At 68.0% G+C, this 20,232-nt stretch carries 18 protein-coding genes; 11 read left to right on the top strand and 7 right to left on the bottom strand.

Annotation, left to right across the window (positions count from 1 at the left end):
* Positions 1-26 precede the first annotated feature (26 nt).
* The gene (locus ACQEVO_RS12370; protein WP_432922614.1) at positions 27-626 is read left to right on the top strand and encodes a YdeI/OmpD-associated family protein; all 600 of its coding nucleotides are present in this window, start codon (positions 27-29) and stop codon (positions 624-626) included.
* A 169-nt stretch (positions 627-795) separates the two neighbouring features.
* Positions 796-1,071, top strand: a complete 276-nt coding sequence (locus ACQEVO_RS12365) for a hypothetical protein (protein WP_432912375.1) — start codon at positions 796-798, stop codon at positions 1,069-1,071.
* Between the two features lie 153 nt (positions 1,072-1,224).
* Here ACQEVO_RS12365 and ACQEVO_RS12360 read toward each other — a convergent pair whose 3' ends face one another.
* A complete protein-coding gene (locus tag ACQEVO_RS12360; RefSeq protein ID WP_432912373.1) occupies positions 1,225-2,193 on the bottom strand; it encodes a hypothetical protein in 969 nt (322 codons plus the stop codon).
* A gap of 398 nt (positions 2,194-2,591) precedes the next feature.
* On the opposite strand from ACQEVO_RS12360, the gene ACQEVO_RS12355 reads away from it, so the two are divergent.
* Both ACQEVO_RS12355 and ACQEVO_RS12350 read left to right on the top strand, forming a co-directional pair.
* Positions 2,592-3,788, top strand: a complete 1,197-nt coding sequence (locus tag ACQEVO_RS12355; protein ID WP_432912371.1) for a tyrosine-type recombinase/integrase — start codon at positions 2,592-2,594, stop codon at positions 3,786-3,788.
* A 304-nt stretch (positions 3,789-4,092) separates the two neighbouring features.
* Entirely contained in the window at positions 4,093-4,605 is a 513-nt protein-coding gene (locus tag ACQEVO_RS12350; RefSeq protein WP_432912369.1) for a hypothetical protein, read from the top strand.
* A 270-nt stretch (positions 4,606-4,875) separates the two neighbouring features.
* Here the strand turns inward: ACQEVO_RS12350 and ACQEVO_RS12345 are convergent, their stop codons facing one another.
* Complete coding sequence (locus tag ACQEVO_RS12345; protein WP_432912368.1) at positions 4,876-5,724, bottom strand: alpha/beta fold hydrolase; 849 nt, start codon at positions 5,722-5,724, stop codon at positions 4,876-4,878.
* A gap of 106 nt (positions 5,725-5,830) precedes the next feature.
* On the opposite strand from ACQEVO_RS12345, the gene ACQEVO_RS12340 reads away from it, so the two are divergent.
* On the top strand, positions 5,831-6,613 hold the full coding sequence (locus tag ACQEVO_RS12340; RefSeq protein WP_432912366.1) for an SDR family NAD(P)-dependent oxidoreductase: 783 nt from the start codon (positions 5,831-5,833) through the stop codon (positions 6,611-6,613).
* A gap of 259 nt (positions 6,614-6,872) precedes the next feature.
* Here ACQEVO_RS12340 and ACQEVO_RS12335 read toward each other — a convergent pair whose 3' ends face one another.
* A complete protein-coding gene (locus ACQEVO_RS12335; protein ID WP_432912364.1) occupies positions 6,873-8,324 on the bottom strand; it encodes an amidase in 1,452 nt (483 codons plus the stop codon).
* 303 nt (positions 8,325-8,627) lie between these two features.
* Here ACQEVO_RS12335 and ACQEVO_RS12330 point away from each other — a divergent pair, with 303 nt between their 5' ends.
* On the top strand, positions 8,628-9,188 hold the full coding sequence (locus ACQEVO_RS12330) for a DUF4303 domain-containing protein (protein ID WP_432912363.1): 561 nt from the start codon (positions 8,628-8,630) through the stop codon (positions 9,186-9,188).
* Between the two features lie 280 nt (positions 9,189-9,468).
* Here ACQEVO_RS12330 and ACQEVO_RS12325 read toward each other — a convergent pair whose 3' ends face one another.
* Entirely contained in the window at positions 9,469-10,200 is a 732-nt protein-coding gene (locus ACQEVO_RS12325) for an alpha/beta hydrolase (protein WP_432912361.1), read from the bottom strand.
* A 445-nt stretch (positions 10,201-10,645) separates the two neighbouring features.
* Here ACQEVO_RS12325 and ACQEVO_RS12320 point away from each other — a divergent pair, with 445 nt between their 5' ends.
* Together ACQEVO_RS12320 and ACQEVO_RS12315 are read left to right on the top strand one after the other, a co-directional pair.
* On the top strand, positions 10,646-11,971 hold the full coding sequence (locus ACQEVO_RS12320; protein WP_432912358.1) for a family 1 glycosylhydrolase: 1,326 nt from the start codon (positions 10,646-10,648) through the stop codon (positions 11,969-11,971).
* 67 nt (positions 11,972-12,038) lie between these two features.
* A complete protein-coding gene (locus ACQEVO_RS12315) occupies positions 12,039-13,232 on the top strand; it encodes an AI-2E family transporter (RefSeq protein WP_432912356.1) in 1,194 nt (397 codons plus the stop codon).
* A 4-nt stretch (positions 13,233-13,236) separates the two neighbouring features.
* Here the strand turns inward: ACQEVO_RS12315 and ACQEVO_RS12310 are convergent, their stop codons facing one another.
* Positions 13,237-13,890, bottom strand: coding sequence for a TetR/AcrR family transcriptional regulator (locus ACQEVO_RS12310; RefSeq protein WP_432922611.1), 654 nt, complete (start codon positions 13,888-13,890; stop codon positions 13,237-13,239).
* A gap of 153 nt (positions 13,891-14,043) precedes the next feature.
* On the opposite strand from ACQEVO_RS12310, the gene ACQEVO_RS12305 reads away from it, so the two are divergent.
* On the top strand, positions 14,044-15,762 hold the full coding sequence (locus ACQEVO_RS12305; RefSeq protein WP_432912354.1) for a GMC family oxidoreductase N-terminal domain-containing protein: 1,719 nt from the start codon (positions 14,044-14,046) through the stop codon (positions 15,760-15,762).
* A 13-nt stretch (positions 15,763-15,775) separates the two neighbouring features.
* Here ACQEVO_RS12305 and ACQEVO_RS12300 read toward each other — a convergent pair whose 3' ends face one another.
* Entirely contained in the window at positions 15,776-16,609 is an 834-nt protein-coding gene (locus ACQEVO_RS12300; RefSeq protein ID WP_432912351.1) for an acyl-CoA thioesterase, read from the bottom strand.
* A gap of 95 nt (positions 16,610-16,704) precedes the next feature.
* Here ACQEVO_RS12300 and ACQEVO_RS12295 point away from each other — a divergent pair, with 95 nt between their 5' ends.
* Complete coding sequence (locus ACQEVO_RS12295; protein WP_432912349.1) at positions 16,705-17,295, top strand: TetR/AcrR family transcriptional regulator; 591 nt, start codon at positions 16,705-16,707, stop codon at positions 17,293-17,295.
* Here the strand turns inward: ACQEVO_RS12295 and ACQEVO_RS12290 are convergent.
* Positions 17,283-17,924 carry a hypothetical protein gene (locus ACQEVO_RS12290; RefSeq protein ID WP_432912347.1) on the bottom strand — a complete coding sequence of 214 codons (642 nt, stop codon included), beginning with the start codon at positions 17,922-17,924 and terminating at the stop codon, positions 17,283-17,285. The two genes, ACQEVO_RS12295 and ACQEVO_RS12290, sit on opposite strands and share 13 nt — an antisense overlap.
* Positions 17,925-18,094: 170 nt before the next feature.
* On the opposite strand from ACQEVO_RS12290, the gene ACQEVO_RS12285 reads away from it, so the two are divergent.
* Positions 18,095-19,678: a GMC family oxidoreductase gene (locus tag ACQEVO_RS12285; protein WP_432912344.1), complete on the top strand. Its 1,584-nt coding sequence runs from the start codon at positions 18,095-18,097 to the stop codon at positions 19,676-19,678.
* Positions 19,679-20,232: the final 554 nt, after the last annotated feature.

Genomic DNA, 20,232 nt, shown 5'->3' with positions numbered 1-20,232 from the left:
TGGCGAAGGAAATTATCGAGATGACGATGAGCGACGATCCACTGGAACTGACCGTTACCGATACCCGAGCCTGGCGGGAGTGGCTCAGCAGACACCATGACAGCTCGGCAGGGGTGTGGCTGGTTCTCGCCAAGCAGAACACGACCCGGCCCACCAGCCTGACCTATGACCAGGCGCTCGACGAAGCTCTGTGCCACGGCTGGATCGATGGTCGGCTACGAGGGCGGGATGAGGTCACCTTCTGTCGGCGCTTTACTCCTCGCGGAAGGCGAAGCCCCTGGTCAACGCGTAACGTTTCCATCGTCACCCGTCTGATCAGCGAGGGCCGGATGCATCCGGCCGGAATGACCGAGGTCGAACGCGCCAAGGCCGACGGCCGCTGGGACGCGGCCTACGCAGGACAAGCCAGCATCGGGGTACCGGCCGACCTGGCCGCCGCATTGGGCACGGAACCCGAGGCACAAGCGATGTTCGACATCCTCACCTCCCAAAACCGCTACGCCGTTCTCTATCGGATCGCGAACGCCAAACGCGCCGAGACCCGAGCCCGCCGTATCGCCCAGTTCGTTGAAATGCTCGCCCGCGGCGAGACGATCCACCCACAAAAGCGCACCATCGGCAGTTGAACGCCGTCCGCAGCCAATTCGCGACACTGGCCCAGAACAACTCCGAAGGCGTGCTCATCGCACGCGACATATCCACGACCGCACGCAGGCGCGGAGTGGACCCGCGATAATCGCCGCGGAACGACAACGTGCAGCCGTCCAGCATCTCGAGCACACCGGCGAGGGCCCGGTGCGCCGCCCGCACCCGCCCGCCCCGGCTGTGCTGGGCGATCGCCTCCGGCAGCAGCGGATCCGGGAAAGTCACCACGCCGCCGTCCCACCGGATCAGCCCGAGTTCCTCAGCCGCATCCAGATCGTCCACCGCGAGCGACGGGTCGTCTGCGGCGTTCAGGATCAGTTGAGCGGTGGGCCGATCGGCAAGCGCGGCAAGCAACAGCAGGTGGCGGGTGCGGGCGGGCAGACCGAAATACCCGGCCAGCAGTGCCGTTCGCAGGCGCTCGGGTAGTCGCAGCGGCTGCGGAAGAGCCTCGTCACCGGCGAAGCCTCGGCGAGGATCTCATCCGCGGCCTCCTCGGTGCCGCCACGTCATGCCCGGACATCGGGTCAGCGTGCCACAATTACTCGCGTTTCCGGTACGAGGTGTCACAAGCACGTCGTATCACCGGGTCTCACGCTCCGGTGACCGAATCCCGCCCGGTCCGCTCGCGCTCACCAGCGCGTCGAGTTGTCGTTCCGCGCGTTCGGCGCGCACCAAGATCTGGGTACGGGCCTGATCGAGCGCTTCGATCCGCTCCGCCGCCTCGGCCTGCGCCTTGGCGATCCGGGCTTCCGCCTCGGTGCGGGCGGCCGCCAGATCGGCCGCCGCCGACCGCCGGGTCTCGGCGAGTTCCGACCGGGTGGTATCGAGTTCGGCGCGGAGCCGGTGCAATTCCGTGCGGGCCTCACGTGCCGCCTCCGCGAAATCGGCCGCCGACTGCTCGGCGCGGTGCAGGGCGCGATCGGCGTCGGCGGCCCGCTGGAGCGCGATCTCGCGATCGGCGGCCGCCGCGTTCACCTGCTGCTCGCATTCACGCTGGGCCCGTTCGATATCGGTATGCGCCGCGCGGCAGGCGCGTTCGATCTCCTCTGCGCATTCCGCGCGGATCCGCTCGATCTCCTCGGCGGCAGCACGTTGGGCGGTGCGGATATCCTCCTCCGCGGTCCGGCGGGCCTCGAACACCTCGTCGGCCGCGCGGGTGGAAATCTTCTCCACCTCACTCAGTGCGTCGTCGCGGGCGGCCTCCGCCTCGGTGACGCGGTCCTGTGCGGCGGCGATCCGGGCCTCGGCGGCTTCCGCTGCCGTGATCGCATCCTCGGTGGTTTCCTCGGCGCGGGCCCGCGCCTCCTGCGCTTCGCGGCGTGCCTGTTCGGCTGCGGCCGCGGCCATCTCGGCTTCGGCGATGCGGTGGGCGGCGGAGGCTTGAACGGCCTGTACCTGCGCCTCGGCGGCCGAGGGGTCGGCGAGGGTGCTCATCTCCTTGACTGCGGCGTCGAGCGTGGTGCCGAGTTGTTCTGCCAAACCGCGGAACTGCGTGAGGAGTTCGTCGGCGCGGAGGCGGGCCGCGGTTACCGGGCCGGTTGCCGTCACCGTGACGGAATCGGTGGGGGGTTCCGTGTCTTGTTGGAGCCGTTGTCTTTCCCGCCATGCGCGCCACCGGGTGTGGTCGGGGCGGTCGCAGTATTCCGACGGCCGGCCGGGGCCCGTCGGGCGTGGGATCGGCTGAGAGCAGCCAGGGTAGTTGCAGGTACTCGGCACCGGTAAATCGTAGCGTTGGTTTCGTCGAATCAAACGGAACGACACGAAACGTAATTCGAAGAGGCCGAGCAGGTCCGGTGCATACTTGCCGTAATCCTGACCGCCGATAAGTGAACATTATCGGAGGCTAGGAAGGTAGGGTTGCCGCAGAGGGAACTTTGCACAATACGTTTCGTTACGTTGGCGCGAACCAAACGTATTGTGCGACTCAATTACCGAGGAGAGAGCAAGTGACCGAACACGCCGCGGACCTCCCCGATACCGTCCGCACCGAACTCCGGCGCGGAGTCGGCAGCGTTCTCGTCGACACCGCCGCACTACGCAACGTCCGCGAACGCTTCGACAACGAACAGGCCACCGCACTCGGCCGCTACCTCACCGCCTCCCAATCCCCCAACACCCTGCGCGCCTACCGCACCGACTGGGTCGCCTGGGCCGCCTGGTGCGCCCGCGAAAACCGGCAAGCACTCCCCGCGGACCCCCTCGACGTCGCCGTCTACCTCGCCGCCGCCGCCGACGCCCGCACCACCGAAGGACGCCCCGCCTACAGCCCCGCCACCCTCGAACGAAAATCCGCCGCCATCGCCGCGGTCCACGCCGCCAACGGATTACCCGCCCCCACCCGCAGCGATGTCGTCCGGCTCACCCTGCGCGGAATCCGGCGCACCCGCCGCACCCGGCCCGACCGCAAACGGCCCATCCTGCTGCACACCCTCGGTGAACTCCTCACCGGCCTCCCCGAACCCGGCTGGCCCGGCGAACCCGCCCGCCGCCGCGACACCCTGCTCCTCCTCCTCGGCTTCGCCGGCGCACTGCGCCGCAGCGAACTCGCCGGCCTGCGCCTCGCCGATATCCACTTCGGCACCGACCACGCCACCGGCGAACCGCTCCTGCTACTCCACCTGCCCACCACCAAAACCGACCCCACCGGAATCACCGAACAACACGTCGCACTGCCCCGCGGCCGGCAACCACACACCTGCCCCGTCTGCGCCTGCGCCGAATGGCTGCGCCTACTCGCCGCACATACCGAAAACCCGCGCAACATCCGGGCCTGGACCGAACAACTCCCCGATCGCGATCCCCATATCCACCGCTGCCACGGCTACCACCCCGACCCCCGGCTCAACCCGGAAAAGCCACTGTTCCCCGCGATCAACCGGCACGGCGGCCTCGGCGACACCGCACTCTCCGGACGAGCCGTCGCCGAAATCGTCAAACGCTACGCCGCCCGCGCCGGACTCGACCCCGCCCTCTTCTCCGGCCACTCCCTGCGCGCCGGATTCGCCACCCAAGCCGCGCTCGGCGGCGCCGCCGACCGGGAAATCATGCGCCAAGGCCGATGGAGCAACCCGCGCACCGTCCACCGCTACATCAGGACAGCCGACCCCCTCGCCGACAACGCCGTCACCAAACTCGGGCTCTGACAGGGGCGCAACCGCCCGCATCGCGAAAACCGCGGCGCGGGCGGTTTCCGTTGCCTCGACCGTGTTCCGGCGGATGCTCATGACGGTGCGGTCTCGATCCGGCATCGGGAAACACCGCGGGTGCGGCTATCGGCCGCCGTCGCGTCGGGGTCGCGTCCGATAACCGCGAGCGGGCGCTCTACCAGCGGATACACGGCGAATTACGGGCGAGATCGGAGGGTCCGCAGGGGCGGCGACTGTGCGAGGATATTGAACGCTCCACGAGTCAGTCCGTTTCAAAACCCCCCTTTGGAAGGATGCTCAGATGGCGCAAGACACCAGTACCGCCGCCGCCCGCACCAGCACCGGCAACGGCAGCGGCAGCGGTCAGCAAGTCCAGACCCTCGACATGCTGCGCATGGGCCTGGACGAGATCCGGCAGGAAGCTCAGCAGGCGCGGCAATACGCTCAGCAGGCACAGAACCTCGCCCGCCAGGTCCAACAGCAGGCCCGGCAGGTCCAGCACCAGTCCCAGATCGCGCAGAGCGCGGCCAACCAGGCCGCCCAGCAGGCCCAACAGGCCCGCCAGCAGGCGCAGCAGGCCCAGAACCAGGCCCAGCAGGCCCAGAGCGAGGCCGACCGGTCGCAGAGCCAGGCCCAGCAGGCCCAGGCCGATGCCAACCAGGCCAACCAGCGCTGTCAGTCGGCACAGGACCAGGCCGACCAGGCCGCCTACCTCGCCCAGCAGGCCGAGGAACAGTCCAGCCGGGCCCAGGACCGCGCGATGCAGTGGGAACTGCAGATGCACCAGATGCGCCAGCAGGTCCGCCAGATGTAGTTCGACCGGGCAATCGCAGAGCAGTAGCTCTGCACGCCCGTGCGGGGCCCGGTGAACAGCCGGGCCCCGCACTCGTGAACTCGCCCGGACGAGGCCCGAACTCGTTGGTGGATTCCGAAATGGATAACCGGGAGAGCTCACAATTGCGCTTTTGATAATTGCCGCGTGTCGCGGTCGACGCGGGACCCGGTCAGCCCGGCACGACCGCAAAGGCTCGGACCTACACGGTAGAAGAAGCGCCGCACCTGATTCGCAGCGACACGGGCGCGGCTAGTGCGACCGGATGCGGGAGAGAATTATCCGGGAGAGCGCATCGGGCGCCTCCTCGGGGACCCAGTGGCTCACCCCCGGCAGAACCTCCAGGCAGTAATCCGCGGCCACCCACTCCGCCGTCGCGTCGACACCGGACCGGGCCACGGCCAGATCGGCATCACTCCACACGAAAGTGGTCGGCACCTCCACCGCGGGCACCGCACTCCACGAATCCCCCGCCGCCCGATACCAGTTCAGCGCGGCCGTCATCGCTCCCGGCTCGCTCAGCCGCGATACATGCCGCGCCACGAGCTCCGGCGCGACCGCATCCCCGAACCCCGCACGCAGCCCCGCGCAATCGTCGGCCAGCAGCAGTTCCTCCGGCGCGTCCGGTTGCTGGAAGAACGTCATATAACCGGATCGTTCGGCCTGCACCGGATCATGCTTCCGCGCCCAGGCGAAAGCCGCCGGATGCGGCACCGACACCGCGGTCAGCGAGGCCACCCGCGCCGGATTCCGGGCGGCCACATCCCAGGCCACGATCGCGCCCCAATCGTGCCCGACCAGATGGACGCGGTCCGCACCCAGCGCATCACAGAGCCCGACGATATCGGCGCCGAGTTCGGGAAGGCGATAGGAGTCGATACCCCCGGGCCGGGCACCCGGCGAATATCCGCGCTGTTCGGGCGCATAGCCGCCCACACCGTGCGCGAGCAGCCGCTCCGCCACCGGATCCCACGAGGCCGCGCTCTGCGGAAAACCGTGCAGCAACAGCACGACGACACCGTTCACGGGCTCGCCCCCGTGAACGCGCACCTCGAAATCGAATTCGCCGACACGTACCGTACGCAGCTCCACCCGGGACATGGCTGCATGCTAGTCAAATCTCCGGCGGGCTGCTAGACAGCTGTATAGATATATGTCCGAACTCGGTGGGCCGCGGCGCCTGCCGTATGTGTCACGGAGGATCGCCATGAATACACCCGCACAGGTCGCGATCATCATCGGCGGCGCCTCCGGAATCGGCTGGGCCACCGCGCAGCTCATGGCCGGCCGCGGCGACACCGTCATCATTGCCGACCTGGACGGTTCCGCGGCGAACACCCGCGCCGCGGAACTCGGCGGCACCTCGGCGGGCCACCATGTGGAGGCCACCGACGAGCAGGGAATGCGTACCCTTTTCGACCAGGTCGCCGCCGAGCACGGCCCGATCGACACCGTCGTCGACTGCGCCGGGATCTCCCGTCCCGGAACCATCGCCGACCTCTCGCTCGCCGACTGGAAAGCCACCGTGGACGTGTGCCTTACCGGGGCGTTCCTCACCGTCAAAGAGGCAACCCGCACCGTGCGCGACGGCGGGTCCATCGTGCTCGTCGCCTCCCTGAACGGACGGCAACCCGGCGTCGGCATGAGCGCCTACTGCTCGGCCAAAGCCGGCGTGCTCATGCTCACCGAGGTCGCCGCCATGGAACTCGCACCACGCGGAATCCGCGTCAACGCGGTCAATCCCGGCTTCGTCCACACACCCCTCACCTACGGCGCCACGCTCGTCCCGGGACTGGTCGACGAATACATCGAGAACACACCGCTCGGCCGCGCGGGCACTCCGGAGGACGTCGCCGGCACCATCGGCTTCCTGACCTCCGCGGCGGCCGGCTGGATGACCGGCGCCGCCCTCGATCTCAACGGCGGCGCCCACACCATGCGCTACCCCGATATCGTCCGGCGAGTCGCCGATATGACCAACGGCGGGTGACATCCCCTCTTCTATGTAGATCTTGATGTTCGTTGTGGAGGTGAGGTGAGGTAGTGATGAATATAATCAGATGCGCATATCGTTGTATCTGCCTGTTTGTTGCCGGAGCGGGTACGGAGTACTGCAGCCATTCCGTGTCGGCCAGGCAAAGCGATCCCGGTACCGAGCGCACCTACAGAGGCACCTTCGTGACCACTTCCGGTGCCCTGTCCCCTACCCCACCGGTGTGGCCGGTACTGCCCTACCGGCTTCCGGGACCCTACTTCGGTGCCCGGAAGCCGCCGATCTTGTGTTCGAGCAGTTCGGCCAGACGTAGCGGGGTGCGGTCCTCGAACATCGGGCCGATGAGTTGCACACCTACCGGCAGGCCCTCTGGCGACCGGCCCGCGGGGATGGCGGTGGCGGGCAGGCCCGGCATGGTGGCCACGCCGGCCCAGACGAGCTGGTCGAAGTATGGGTACTCGACGCCGTCGATGTCGATGTGCCGATCGTCCAGGGCTCCGTGGTGGTTGTGCGGGAACGCGGGAGTGGGCGTGACGGGGCAGACCACGGCATCGAACTCGGCAAAGAGTTGCCGCCAGCCGTGGCGGTGGAGTTCACGACGGTTGTTCGCCGCGACCCAATCGCGGTGGCTCAGCACCATGCCGCGCAGCCGGGCCGCATCGAGACTCCGGTCGTCCGCACTCAGGGCGGCGGCCCGCGTCCGCAGTTGTTCGTACTGCTCGGCCGGCAGACCCGCGGCGGCGTTCGACAGCATCAACAGCATGTAGAGCGTCGCCGCTTCGGTCGGATCGGGTAGCAGGGGACTGTGCCGTTCGACGCGGGCGCCCGCGTCGGCGAGTGCTTCGGCGACGCGGTGCACGCCCGCCCGCACCGCCGACCCGGTAGGAATGAGCGGATGATCCTCCATGACCAGGACACGGAAGTCCGGCAGCCGCTCGTGGCGGGCGGGTGATAGTGCGAGATCGTAGGCGACCCCGTGGGTCAGCGGGTCTGGTCCGGCCATCACGTCCAGCAGCAGCGTGAGGTCGCGGGCGGTGCGCGCCATCGGCCCGGCTACGGCGAGGTCGAGATCGACCGGCAAGGCCGGTGCGGGCGGCGCGACCATACCGCGGGACGCCACCAGCCCGAGTGTCGGTTTGTGCGCGTAGATACCGCAGAAATGCGCAGGGGTGCGCAGCGAACCGGCGAGATCGGAACCGATGGACAGCGCGCCGAAACCCGACGCCAGAGCCGCCGCCGAACCCCCGGACGACCCTCCCGATGTGCGTTGGTGATCCCACGGATTGCTGGTGGTGCCGTAGATCTCGTTGAAGGTCTGGATATCTCGCAGCATCACCGGCACATTGGTCTTACCGAGCAACACCGCACCGGCGGCCTTGAGCCGCGACACCTGCACCGCGTCCTCGGCCGGCACATGATTCTCGTACTGCGGCATGCCCCACGTCGTGGGCAGACCGGCCATATCGTAGGACTCCTTGACCGTCACCGGAATGCCGAGCAGCGGCCGGTCCTCGCCGCGAGCGCGCACCCGGTCGGCATTCCGGGCGGCGGCCCGCGCGTTATCGAAATCCGGCACACAGACCGCGTTGACCACTGTGTCGTCGCGCTCGATACAGGCGATCGCTTCCTCGGTCAGTTCCTCCGAAGTCACCGCACCGACCCGCAACGCAGCCGCAAGCTCTTCGGCCGACCGTAGATTCCATTCCATGAATCCGACGCTAATCCCATGCCGCGAGAGCCATAAAATGCCGCGTCGCACAACGGATATTTCCTCGGAAAATCGGGTGACCGTAAGAAACGTGTCGCCAGGTACATGAGCGCTACGCACGGGTTCGGCTCCGCTGATATGCGGTGGACGGTGGAGCGGCCGACGCTGTATTCCTGGGCGAGGTCGTGATATCGGCGGTGGATCGTTTTCCGTGCTGCCGAAGGTGAATTCGGCTTTGCCCCTCGAGGCGGCCCTTTGCGCGGCCCTTGGCCATGCCCTCGCAGGGCGCGGTAGCGTGTGCCGGTGGATTGGAATGCCTTCGAGACAGCTTGGTACGACAGCGGATGCCACAGCCTGGCCGACCTCGCCGCAGTGCATCCGGGCGAGCGGTTGTACGCGGCAGCCTTTCACCTCTTCTACAGCGATGACATCCAGATCCTCCCGCCGGCTCTTGCGGCCAACACGGAGGCGGCGGTGCACCAGAACAACGGATATTCGACGCGGTTCGCCCCTCCGGAGTGGCGATGGGACGTTCTGGATGCCGCGAGCGACCCGATGCGGCCGTGGTACCAACGCCTCAGTGAGGAGTTCCTCACGGCCGGCACTGATGCCGCCCAGGATGCAACGATGGACGCGCTGGAGGCGGCACACGACCACGCCATGGCCAGGGTCTGTAGGGCGATGACCACGACCGCTCGCCGAGGCGGTATCCACGACTCGCTGCCGGCTGATTTCGTTGTCGTCATTCTCGAGGGACAACGGGGTGAGAAGGAAGCCGATCTGATCCGCGCAAGTGTCGATCCACAGGTGCTTGCGACCGTCCCCGAACTGGTCGAGCACTTGGGAGAGTTCAAGGGGACGTGACCTCCAGCCAACTCAACGGCTTCCACCTTCAGGAACCGGCGCGGGTGAGACGACTGTTCATGTTCGGTTCGACCTCCCCATAAGGGAGTACGTGTGACCAGAACAACAGGTCCACGACCCCCGATTCACGCAGGCTTCATGTACCTGGTGACACGTTTCTTACCGACACCCCGAAATCCGCGCGTACTTCGCTATGTATGCCCGGCCGGCGCCTGCAACGCTGGATCGATTTTCTCCGACCTGTACAGGCGCGCGGCCGAACCATGCCTCGGAACCCGCCTTACTTCAGATGCCGGGCGAAGAAACGGTTTCCGGCGTCCCCTTCGAATTCCGGGACGCCGGTGTGCCCGCCCATATTGGCGTGCAGCGTCTTCTCGGGGGAGCCGAAGGCGTCGAACAGATCCAGGGCCATGTGCCGGTCGTTCCATTCGTCGTCCCACTGCAGCAGGACCTGCAACGGAATGGTGACCCGCCGGGCCTCGTCCAACATGCTGCGGGGTACGAAACTCCCGGCGAACAAGAGGGCGGCCGAGATCCGCGAATCCGCCACCGCCAGCCGGATGCCGATCGAGATCACCCCGCCCGAGAACCCGACCGGCCCACCGATCACCGGCAGCGCCAGGAGGGCGTCCAGGGCGGCCTGCCATTCCGGAACCGCTGATTCGACCAGCGGAAGGACGAGCCGGTCGATGATCTCGTCGTCGACCGGCTTGCCTGCCTCCAGCGCGCGGCGCAGGTCGGCGCGTGCCTGCTCGGTGGCAGCGAAACGGGGACGCACACCGCTACCGGGGAGCTCGATGGTGGCCGCGGCGAAACCCTCCCCCACGGCGTGCCGGGCCCGGGCCGCCAGCCGTGGATACATCATGTCCAGTCCGCCGGGGTGGCCCATCAGGATCAACGGCGCCGGGGTGGATACGGATCCGGGCGTCCACAGGACGCCCGGGATCTCATCGAGGGTGAACTCACGTTCGAGGACGCCGTCGTCGAGGCGCCGTTCGGAAGTGAAGAGCATGGTCGTGCCTTTCGGGAGCTCATGAACGGCGCTCCCGGACGACCTATCGCCCGACCGTGACCCCAGCGAGGAGCACCCATGTCGATACTGCGTTCACGGGTATCACCTCCTCGTCCTCTTGCACGGCCCCCGAAAGATAGCAGGGCAGGCACACACCGGCCAACGGCATTTTTGCGAAGGACCCGTGGCAGGGTTCGGGCACGGATCACCCCCTTCCATGCCACGTGGGAGACGACCGTCGGCCCTGTTCCTCTCTGCGCGATTTTGCTGGTGATGCCTATGCAGTGCACACATGGTTTGATGCGCATATCAACGTATCAGCGTTATTTTCTGCCCGGCCGTGTGGTGAAAGGGGTTGCGACCGGCCGTGTCCCGTTAGGCTGGTGCGTCGGGACCAGTACCGCACCGAGCCGGCCACGGCCGTGCAGAACAGGAGGCCGACTCGATGGCTTCGTGGAATCGTCGCCGATTTCTTGCCACCGGCGCGCTGACCGCCGGGGCGCTCGCGCTGGGCTCGGCCACGGCCGCCGCCCGGCCCGCTCCCCCACTGGAGGTCGCGCCGCTGGGGCGCGAATTCCTCTGGGGAGTCGCCTCTTCCGGGTTTCAATCCGAGGGACGGGCACCGGACAGCAACTGGACACGGTATATCGCCGCCGGGAAAACCGAGGACCCCTACCTCGACTCCGTCGACTTCCACTCGCGCTATCGCGCCGATATCGCACTCGCCGCGCAGCTGGGCGTGCGGGTGTACCGCATCGGGATCGAATGGGCCCGGGTGCAGCCACGCCCGGGCGGATGGGACGAGGACGCGTTCCGGTTCTACGACGACGTGATCGGGAGCATCCGCGCGGCCGGGATGCGGCCGATGCTGACCCTCGACCACTGGGTGTACCCGGGGTGGCAGGCCGAACGGGGCGGCTGGCGCCGCGCCGGCATGGTCGACGATTGGCTCGCGAACGCCCGCGCCGTCGTCGACCGGTACGCCGACGCCGACCCCTTGTGGATCACGTTCAACGAACCCGCGGCCTACCTCATGAACGAGGTACGCCACGGCGGGCTCGGGGTCACCGATATCCCGGCGATGCAGGAGCGGCTGGCCCTCGCGCACGATGCCGTCTACGACCACATCCACCGTGTGCAACCCGGTGCGATGGTGAGCAGCAACGTCGCCTACATCCCGGCCGCCGAGGCCGCGATCAACGGTGGGTTCGTCGACCGGATCGGCGCACGGCTCGACTACATCGGGATCGACTACTACTACGGGTTCTCCCCGCACAGCGTGCTCACCCAGTTTCCCGACCCCGGCAAATTGTGGACACTGTCGCTGCAGCCGGAGGGGATTTACTACGCACTGGACCACTATGCGCGGCGCTTCCCGGGTAAACCGCTCTACATTGTCGAGAACGGTATGCCGACCGAGAACGGCCGGCCCCGCGCCGACGGCTACGCCCGCGCCGATCTGCTCCGCGACACCGTCTACTGGCTGCAGCGCGCGGCCGCCGACGGGATGAACGTGATGGGCTACAACTACTGGAGCCTCACAGACAACTACGAATGGGGTTCCTACACCCCGCGGTTCGGGCTCTACACGGTCGATGTCCTGAACGATCCGGCTCTCACCCGGCGCCCCACCGACGCTGTCGCCGCCTACACCGCGATCACCGGACGCGGTGGCGTACCGGGCGATTACCGGCCGACCCGGGCGCCCGCCGTCTGTTCCGTCGTGGACGGACTGTCCAGTTGCACCGATCAGGTGACCCTGCCGCGCTGACCCGGCCGTGAGCGCGCCGCCGAACCGGTGCACTGCCGCGGTCGGTGGGTCGTGCGAGACTGGCCGGGTGAACGGGGAGAAGGAAATCCGCGACGACAGCGCCGGCACGTCCACCACCAGCTCTCTGGACCGTGGGGACGTGATCGGCTCCGGGGTGCTGTGGCTGGCGAAATGGGCGCTGTGCGTGGTGGCCATCGCGGCCGGCGCCTGGGTACTGGGGTTCCTCGCGGCGAAACTGTGGGTGGTGCTGCTGCCGGTACTGCTGGCGATCGTGGTCGCCACCGTACTGTGGCCGCCGACCGGGCTGCTGGTGCGTATCGGGCTGCCACCGGCGGCCGCCGCATCGCTCACTCTGATCGGTTTCATCGGGGTGCTGGCGGGCGGGATCGCGCTGATCGTGCCGTCGGTGGTGGATCAGGTGCCCGAACTGTCCGACAAGGCCACCACCGGCATCAACACCGTGCGCGATTGGCTGCAGGGGCCGCCGCTGAACATGCGCGACGAACAGCTGGATTCGGCGGTGGACGCGGTGGTGTCGCGAGTCCAGTCCAGTGCCGAGCAGATCGCGTCCGGGGTGTTCACCGGGGTCAGCACGGCCACATCGGTGCTGGTGACCTTGTTCCTGGTGCTGGTGCTCTCGTTCTTCTTCATCAAGGACGGGCCCAGATTCCTGCCGTGGCTGCACAAGTTCCTCGGGGGGCGCAGCGGCCGGCATTTCGAGGAAGTGCTGGTGCGGGTGTGGCAGGTCCTCGGCGGATTCATCCGCACGCAGGCGCTGGTCAGCTTCATCGATGCCTTCTTCATCGGCCTCGGGCTGGTGATCCTCGGGGTTCCGCTGTGGGGCGTGCTGACGGCGCTGACATTCGTCGGTGGTTTCATCCCGATGGTCGGCGCCTTCGTGGCCGGGGCGCTCGCCGTTCTCGTCGCATTGGTCGGCAACGGGTTCACCACGGCGCTGATCGTGCTGGCGATCATCGTCGCGGTCCAGCAGCTCGAGGGCAATGTGCTGCAACCGGTGCTGCAGAGCCGCACCATGAAACTGCACGCCGTGGTGGTGCTGCTCGCGGTGACCGGCGGCGGCACGCTGTACGGGATCACCGGGGCGTTCCTGGCTGTTCCGGTGGTGGCCGTCGTGGCGGTGGTGGTCCGCTATATCAGCGAGCAGATCGACGTGACAGTCGCCCGGTCGGCCCGCGGGGCGGAGCGCGGCGGGGAGCCGCTGGTCGTAGAGAAGGACGCCGGGGGCGCCGAGAGCACATAGGCGCTCATCCCACGAGCAGGGATTCCAGCGCCGCGAGGTGCGCCTCGAACACCTGTGCCCGGTCGGTGAACGTATCGGCGCCGTACATATCGAAGACGTCGAAACTCACGGCACCGAACAGGCCGCACCAGACGGTGAGCGCCCGGGCCAGCGCCCAATCGGGCAGTTCCACGCCGAACTCGTCCCGGATCCGGCGGAAATCCCGGGCCAGCGCGTCCGGCACCGGCGGGTCGACGGCGGGGCGGGTCAGGAGATGCCGCTCGTGGGCCTGGGCAATGATTCGTACCAGGGTGAGGATCACCCTGGTACCCGGAGTAACGGTGCGGTCGGCGGGGGCCGCGTATCCGGGGACCGGGGTGCCGAACAGCAGGCCGTACCAGGCGGGTTCGGCCACGGCCCAGGCGCGGACCGTCCGCGCGGTGATCCGCAACCGCTCACGCGGATCGTCCGGGGCCTGCTCCAGGGCGGCGTCGACGGCGTCGCCGAGCGCGTCGTAACCGTCGATCACCAGCAGGGTCAGCAATTCGTCACGACTGCGGACGTAGCGGTACACCGCGGAGGAAACCACCCCGAGATCACGGGCCACCGCGCGTAACGAGAGGGCGGCGGCACCATCGGTGGCAAGATGTTCGCGCGCGATACGCAGGATATCGGCCATCGTCTGGGCGCGGGCGCGGGCACGAGGAGTGGTCACCGGACCAGCCTGATCATTATCGAGAGCAGTGTCAACAAAAGAGATCACCGCTCCCGCCCGCCTGTGTTAATGTTACCGCCAGTCACTGCTGACCTTTCCGATCCAAGGAGTAGTCCCATGTCCGAGGCGGCCACGGATTTCGATGTACTCGTCGTGGGCTCCGGGTTCGGTGGCAGCGTCACCGCCCTGCGACTCGTGGAGAAGGGTTACACCGTCGGCGTGCTGGAGGCGGGCCGCCGCTACGCCGACGACGAACTCCCCGAGACCAGCTGGAATCTGCGGAAATTCCTGTGGGCGCCGAAACTGGGCTGCTACGGCATCCAGCGCATCCACCCATTGCGCAATGTGCTGATCCTCGGCGGCGCGGGCGTCGGCGGCGGTTCACTCAACTACGCCAACACCCTCTACGTCCCGCCGGAGCCCTTCTTCCAGGACGCGCAGTGGCGCGATATCACCGACTGGCGCACCGAACTCACCCCCTACTACGAACAGGCCAAGCGGATGCTGGGTGTGGTGCAGAACCCGCACATCACCCCGGCCGACGAGGTGTTCCGGAAAGTCGCCGAGGATATGGGCGTCGGCGATACCTTCGTCCAGACACCGGTGGGGGTGTTCTTCGGCGAACCCGGGAAAACCGTCGACGACCCCTATTTCGGCGGCGTGGGTCCGGCGCGCACCGGGTGCGTCGAATGCGGCGACTGTATGGTCGGCTGTAAGTTCGGCGCGAAGAACACGCTGGTCAAGAACTACCTGTACCTCGCCGAACAGGCCGGGGCGCAGGTCGTCCCGATGACCACGGTCACCGAACTGCGGCCACAGTCCGACGGGAGCTGGGTCGTGGCCGCGGAACGCACCGGGGCCTGGATCCGCAAACAGCGCACCACCTACACCGCCCGCCAGGTCGTGGTCGCCGCCGGCACCCTCGGTACCCAGCGCCTGCTGCACGCCATGCGGGACCGCGGGGTGCTGCCCGAGCTGTCCGACCGGCTCGGGCTGCTGACCCGCACCAATTCCGAATCGATCGTCGGTGCGGCCACCAGGAAACTCGCGCCCGGGCAGGATTTCACCCGCGGTGTCGCCATCACCTCCTCCATCCATCCGACCCCCGATACCCATATCGAGCCCGTGCGCTACGGGAAGGGTTCGAACGCGATGGGGTTGCTGCAGACCCTGATGGTGGACGGCGGCGGCCGGGTTCCGCGCTGGCTGCGGTTCCTCGGAACCGCGCTACGTCATCCGCTGCTGCTGATCAGTTTCCTCAGCGTCCGCAACTGGAGCGAGCGCACCATCATCTCGCTGGTGATGCAGCATCTGGACAACTCCATCACCACCTACACCAAGCGCGGCCTGTTCGGCCGGAAACTGACCAGCCGCCAAGGACACGGGGAGCCGAACCCGACCTGGATTCCCGCGGGCAACGAGGCGACCCGGCGGGTCGCCGAACATATCGGCGGTACGGCCGGCGGAACCTGGGGCGAGGTGTTCAATATCCCGCTCACCGCGCATTTCCTGGGCGGCGCCGCGATCGGTGCCGATCCGGAGACCGGCGTGATCGATGCCTACCACCGCGTTTTCGGGTATCCGACGCTGAGCGTGGTCGACGGGGCGGCGGTATCGGCGAACCTGGGCGTGAATCCGTCGCTGACCATCACCGCGCAGGCCGAGCGGGCGGCGGCATTCTGGCCGAACAAGGGTGAACGCGATACCCGGCCGCCGCAGGGCGCGCCGTATCGCCGGCTCGCACCTGTGGCGCCGAAGTCCCCGGTGGTACCGGAGTCCGCGCCCGGCGCGCTACGGCTGCCGATCGTGGCGGTCACCGATCCCGCCGCGGGCTGAGCCGGGCGGCGGATCAGCCCTTGAAGTAGACGAGCTGGTGGCTGGTCGCCAGCAGGGTGCCGTCGTGACCCCACAGCTGGGCGTTCTGGTCGAAATGGCCGTGCGCGAAGCGGTTCGCACGGGCGCTGCCCAGCAGGTACTCGGTGCCCTGGGCGGCCAGTTCGGCGGCGGTGGCGTGGTAGTAGACGGTGAGTGAGATCGTCCCGGCCGGCAGGTACTGCCCGCGACGCAGGAACACGCGCGGGTAGAAGGCATCCGACATGGCGGTCAGCGAGGCGAAGTCGACCGGGCGGGCCGGGCGGTCGCGCAGCCAGAGGGTACTCACCGAATCCGGGCTGGCGGGCTTTCCGTCCGCGGGCTCCACGTCCGGCACGGCCCCGGTGACGAACCGCAGGTCGTAGTTCCGGCCCCAGGCGATGAACTCCGGGAACTCCTGCGGGACAGCGTGCTCCGGTCCCGGAACCAGAGGTTTGGTGAGTTCCAGATCGGACCAGGTATCGCGCCGGATCCCGAAGACGGCCGTCGCGGTTGTGGTGACCGCACCGTCCTGGGCCAGCTCGAGTTGCCAATGCTGGTTCGTGCGGTTGGTGCGCACGGGGCGAGCGGTGATCTCGAAGGGTCCGTCGGCGATCGGGCCGGCGTAGTTGACGGTCAGCGCGAGCGGATCGCCCATCCGGTCGGGGTGTGCCTCCACCGCGCGCAGGAGTGCCGCTGCGGTGACACCGCCGAACGGGCCGACCATATTCGCGTAGTCGGGGCAGGTGTGGCCGGTGGCCCGATGCGCGCCCGCGTACTCGGTGGCGATGGCCGTATCGAACGGATGGGGTGGCGCGTCGATCCCGGTCACGGGGTCCTCCTCGGAAACGTGCGGCTGGTCGGTGGTGCAACGAATATAAGTATGACAACATACATAGGAATGGGAGGCAACCAGGGAGCGGTGCGATGCCACGACATAAGGATCCGGACGGGCCGCGGGCGGCCATGATCCGCAGTGCAATCTCACTCATCCGCCGCCGCGGGGTCGCGGCGGTCTCGTTCGCCGATGTCCTCGATGCCAGTGGCGCACCTCGCGGGTCGGTGTATCACCACTTCCCCGGCGGGCGGTCACAACTGATCACCGAGGCCACGCGCGTGGCCGGTACCCGGGTCACCGGCGAGCTCGCCCGGGTGCTGGAGACCCCGGAAACCGCGGCGGCGCTGCGCTCACTCGCCGAAATACTCGCGCGCGGACTCGACCGCGGCGAGTATGCGGTCGGCTGCCCGATCGCGGCGGCGGCGCTGGGCAACGAGCCGGACGCCGTGGCCGCGGCGGGCGCCACCTTCGACTCCTGGCGGGAGCTCATCGCGGACAAGCTCGTCCGGGACGGGGCCGCACCGGCGCGCGCGCGATCGGTCGCCCTGCTGATCGTCAGCGCCCTGGAGGGAGCCCTCATCGTGGCGCGGACCGAACGCGACCCCGCCGCGCTCGATACCGTGGTGGCGGAACTGAATGTGCTGTGCCGGTCGGCGATCGACGCCGGTCACTCCACCTGACGTGTCTTGATGGCGTCCCGGGAGATGTAGACGTCGTACTCCCCCGGGGTGGCGATCACCGCGTTACCGTACGCGGAGCGGACGAACGGTGAGGTGAACCAGCGGTTCTCGGCCATGTCCCGGAAGAAGTCGCGGTCACCGCCGTTGAGGAAGATGTGATCCTGCCGGGTCGCGACACCGTCGAGACGCTGCCCGTACAGCCGCGACACCTTGTAGCCCGAATGGAAACCGAGCGCGTTGACCCAGGGTTCCAGCTCGACGATCTGCGCCTGCAGCACCCACAGGTCGCCCTCCACCCGGTGCGTACTGCGCTCGGCGGTACCGCCGTCGGCATCGAACAGGATCAAATCGACCTCGAGCTGATGCTCCGCCCCGGAAACCGGTGACACCACGATATGAGCGGCCCGCACCTCCCCCGTCAACCCCAGATAGGTCTGAACCAGGGTTGCCATCCACAGCACCAGCGCCGCGACGAGCAGCAGCACGAGCCCACTGCCGCCGCGCAGGATCGTTGCCCGCGGCCCCTTCCGGCGTAGTACCACCAGGGCCGAGATCACCAGTGCCACACCGGCGATGATCACGGCGATCGCACCGGCCTGTAACAGCCCGAAATCCACCGGGTAACTCATGGGCCGGTTATACCCCGCCCGCGGACTGCCGGCAGCGCGAATGACGATCCCGCTGTGCACAACCGCACGGCGATCCCCGCCGCCGCTGTCCGGGACACCGGCGGCGAACACGCCCCATACCTCGGCCGGCTCTCGTATCTTTGCGCTACACGATGTGGAAAGGTGCGAAGGTGACAGAAGTCAGTGCGGACTATGTGATCGTAGGGTCGGGCTCGGCGGGCGCGGTGCTCGCGGACCGGCTCAGCGCGGATTCGGGACGTTCGGTGATCCTGCTGGAGGCCGGCCCGGCCGACAAGGACAAATTCATCCGGATCCCGGCCGGCTTCTCGAAACTGTTCCGCAGCCCGTACGACTGGGACTACCTCACCGAACCGCAGCCCCAGCTCGGCAACCGGCAGATCTACTGGCCCCGCGGGAAGACATTCGGTGGCTCCTCCTCGCTCAACGCCCAGATGTGGGTGCGCGGCTTCCGCGCCGACTACGAGGACTGGGCCGCGGCGGCCGGGCCGGACTGGGGATTCGACAAGGCGGTCGCACAGTTCCGCACCATCGAGGACGTCGAAGGTCCCGCCGGCGACGACCACGGCACCGGCGGACCGCTGCACATCTCCCATCAGCGCAGCCCGCGGCCGTCCACAGCGGCCTACTTGCGGGCGGTCGCCGAACGCGGTTTCCCGGTGGAGACGGCGAATCTCCCCGAACCGCAGGGCTTCACCCAGACGATGGTCACCCAGTACCGCGGGCGGCGCTGGAGCACCGCGGACGGCTATCTGCGGCCCGCGATGAAACGGCGGAATCTCCGCGTACTGGCCGAGGCCACCGCCACCAGGGTGCTGTTCGACGGCGATCGCGCGGTGGGCGTCGAGTTCTCCCGCGGCGGTAGCGTCCAGCGGGCCACCGCCACCGCGGAGGTCATCCTGTGCGGTGGGGCGATCAACAGCCCGCAGTTGCTCATGCTCTCCGGAATCGGCGATCGCGCCGAACTCGAACGGCACGGGATCGAGGTCCGCCACCATCTTCCCGAGGTCGGGGCCAATCTGCAGGACCACCTTGTCGCGGGCCTCGGCTATTCGGTGACCGCCGATTCGCTGTTCGGCGCCGAGAAACCGGCTCAGCTGGTCAACTATCTGCTCCGCCATCGCGGCATGCTCACCTCGAATGTCGGCGAGGCCTACGGTTTCGTGCGCAGCGACCCCGGCCTCGACTACCCCGACCTCGAACTCGTCTACGCGCCCGCGCCCTTCTATCACGAGGGCCTCATCGACCCGACCGAGCACGGCGTCATCCTCGCGACGGTGCTGCTGCGCCCGCACAGTCGCGGAACGATCACCCTGGCCTCGAAGGACCCTCACGCCAAACCCGTGATCGACCCGAAGTACCTCTCCGACCCCGAGGGGGCCGACCGCGCCGCGCTGATGGCCGGATTGCGCTACTGCGCCGAAATCGCGAACACCGCGGCCATGAAGGATGTGCTCGGGCCGCTGTGCTATCCGCCGAACGCCGCCGACGGCATGGCGGAGGAGACCCGGACCGAATCGCTCGAGCAGTATGCGCACACCCTCTATCACCCCGCCGGGACATGCCGGATGGGATCGGACGAATCGAGCGTGGTGGATTCGCAGCTGCGGGTGCGCGGCGTGCGCGGGCTACGGGTGGCCGACGCCTCGATCATGCCCGTCCTGGTTCGCGGCCACACCCACGCACCCAGCGTGTTCATCGGCGCCCAGGCCGCCGAATTCCTGACCCGCGCCTAGCGGGTCGCGACCGCCGGCCCGGACGCGGTTCGGGGCCGGCGGTCGCGTCGGGTGGCCCTGCCCGGACCCCCGGGCGCCCACCGGCGGCCGATGTGCGGTAACGCCGCCGGTGGGCGTACTGCCGTCGAACCCGACGCAGGTCGGCGGGATCGATCCCGCCGACCGACACCGGATCAGCGGCCGTGTGCGCACCGTGTGGAGCAGTGGAGTCGGGCTGCCCGTCCGGTGCGCACCCGTCTACGAGCGGCCCTTCCCCGAGACCGCCGGCGGGGCCGGTTGCGGCCGGTTCGGCGCCGCGCACGGACCCGCGCACCGGGCCACGTCAGCAGTCCGGCCGGAGACCGGTCGAATCACTGGGCCCCCTTTCCGGATAAACATCGCTGGATTCCCTTGCCGCGAATATTAATTCACCGTCGATGACTTTCGCTGACCATACGGCACGACAACGGATCGACAACAGTTCGGTGACGGAAATCAGAGTAATCACCAACACGCCGAATGGTCGTTGGCACGGGTCACAGCAGGTTCCGATATAGGATCGGTCAGGTTTCCAT

The organism is Nocardia sp. CA-290969 (genome assembly GCF_050936135.1).
GTDB lineage: Bacteria > Actinomycetota > Actinomycetes > Mycobacteriales > Mycobacteriaceae > Nocardia.
The sequence above is the reverse complement of the archived record's forward strand: the minus strand, read 5'-3'. Positions and strand labels throughout refer to the sequence as shown.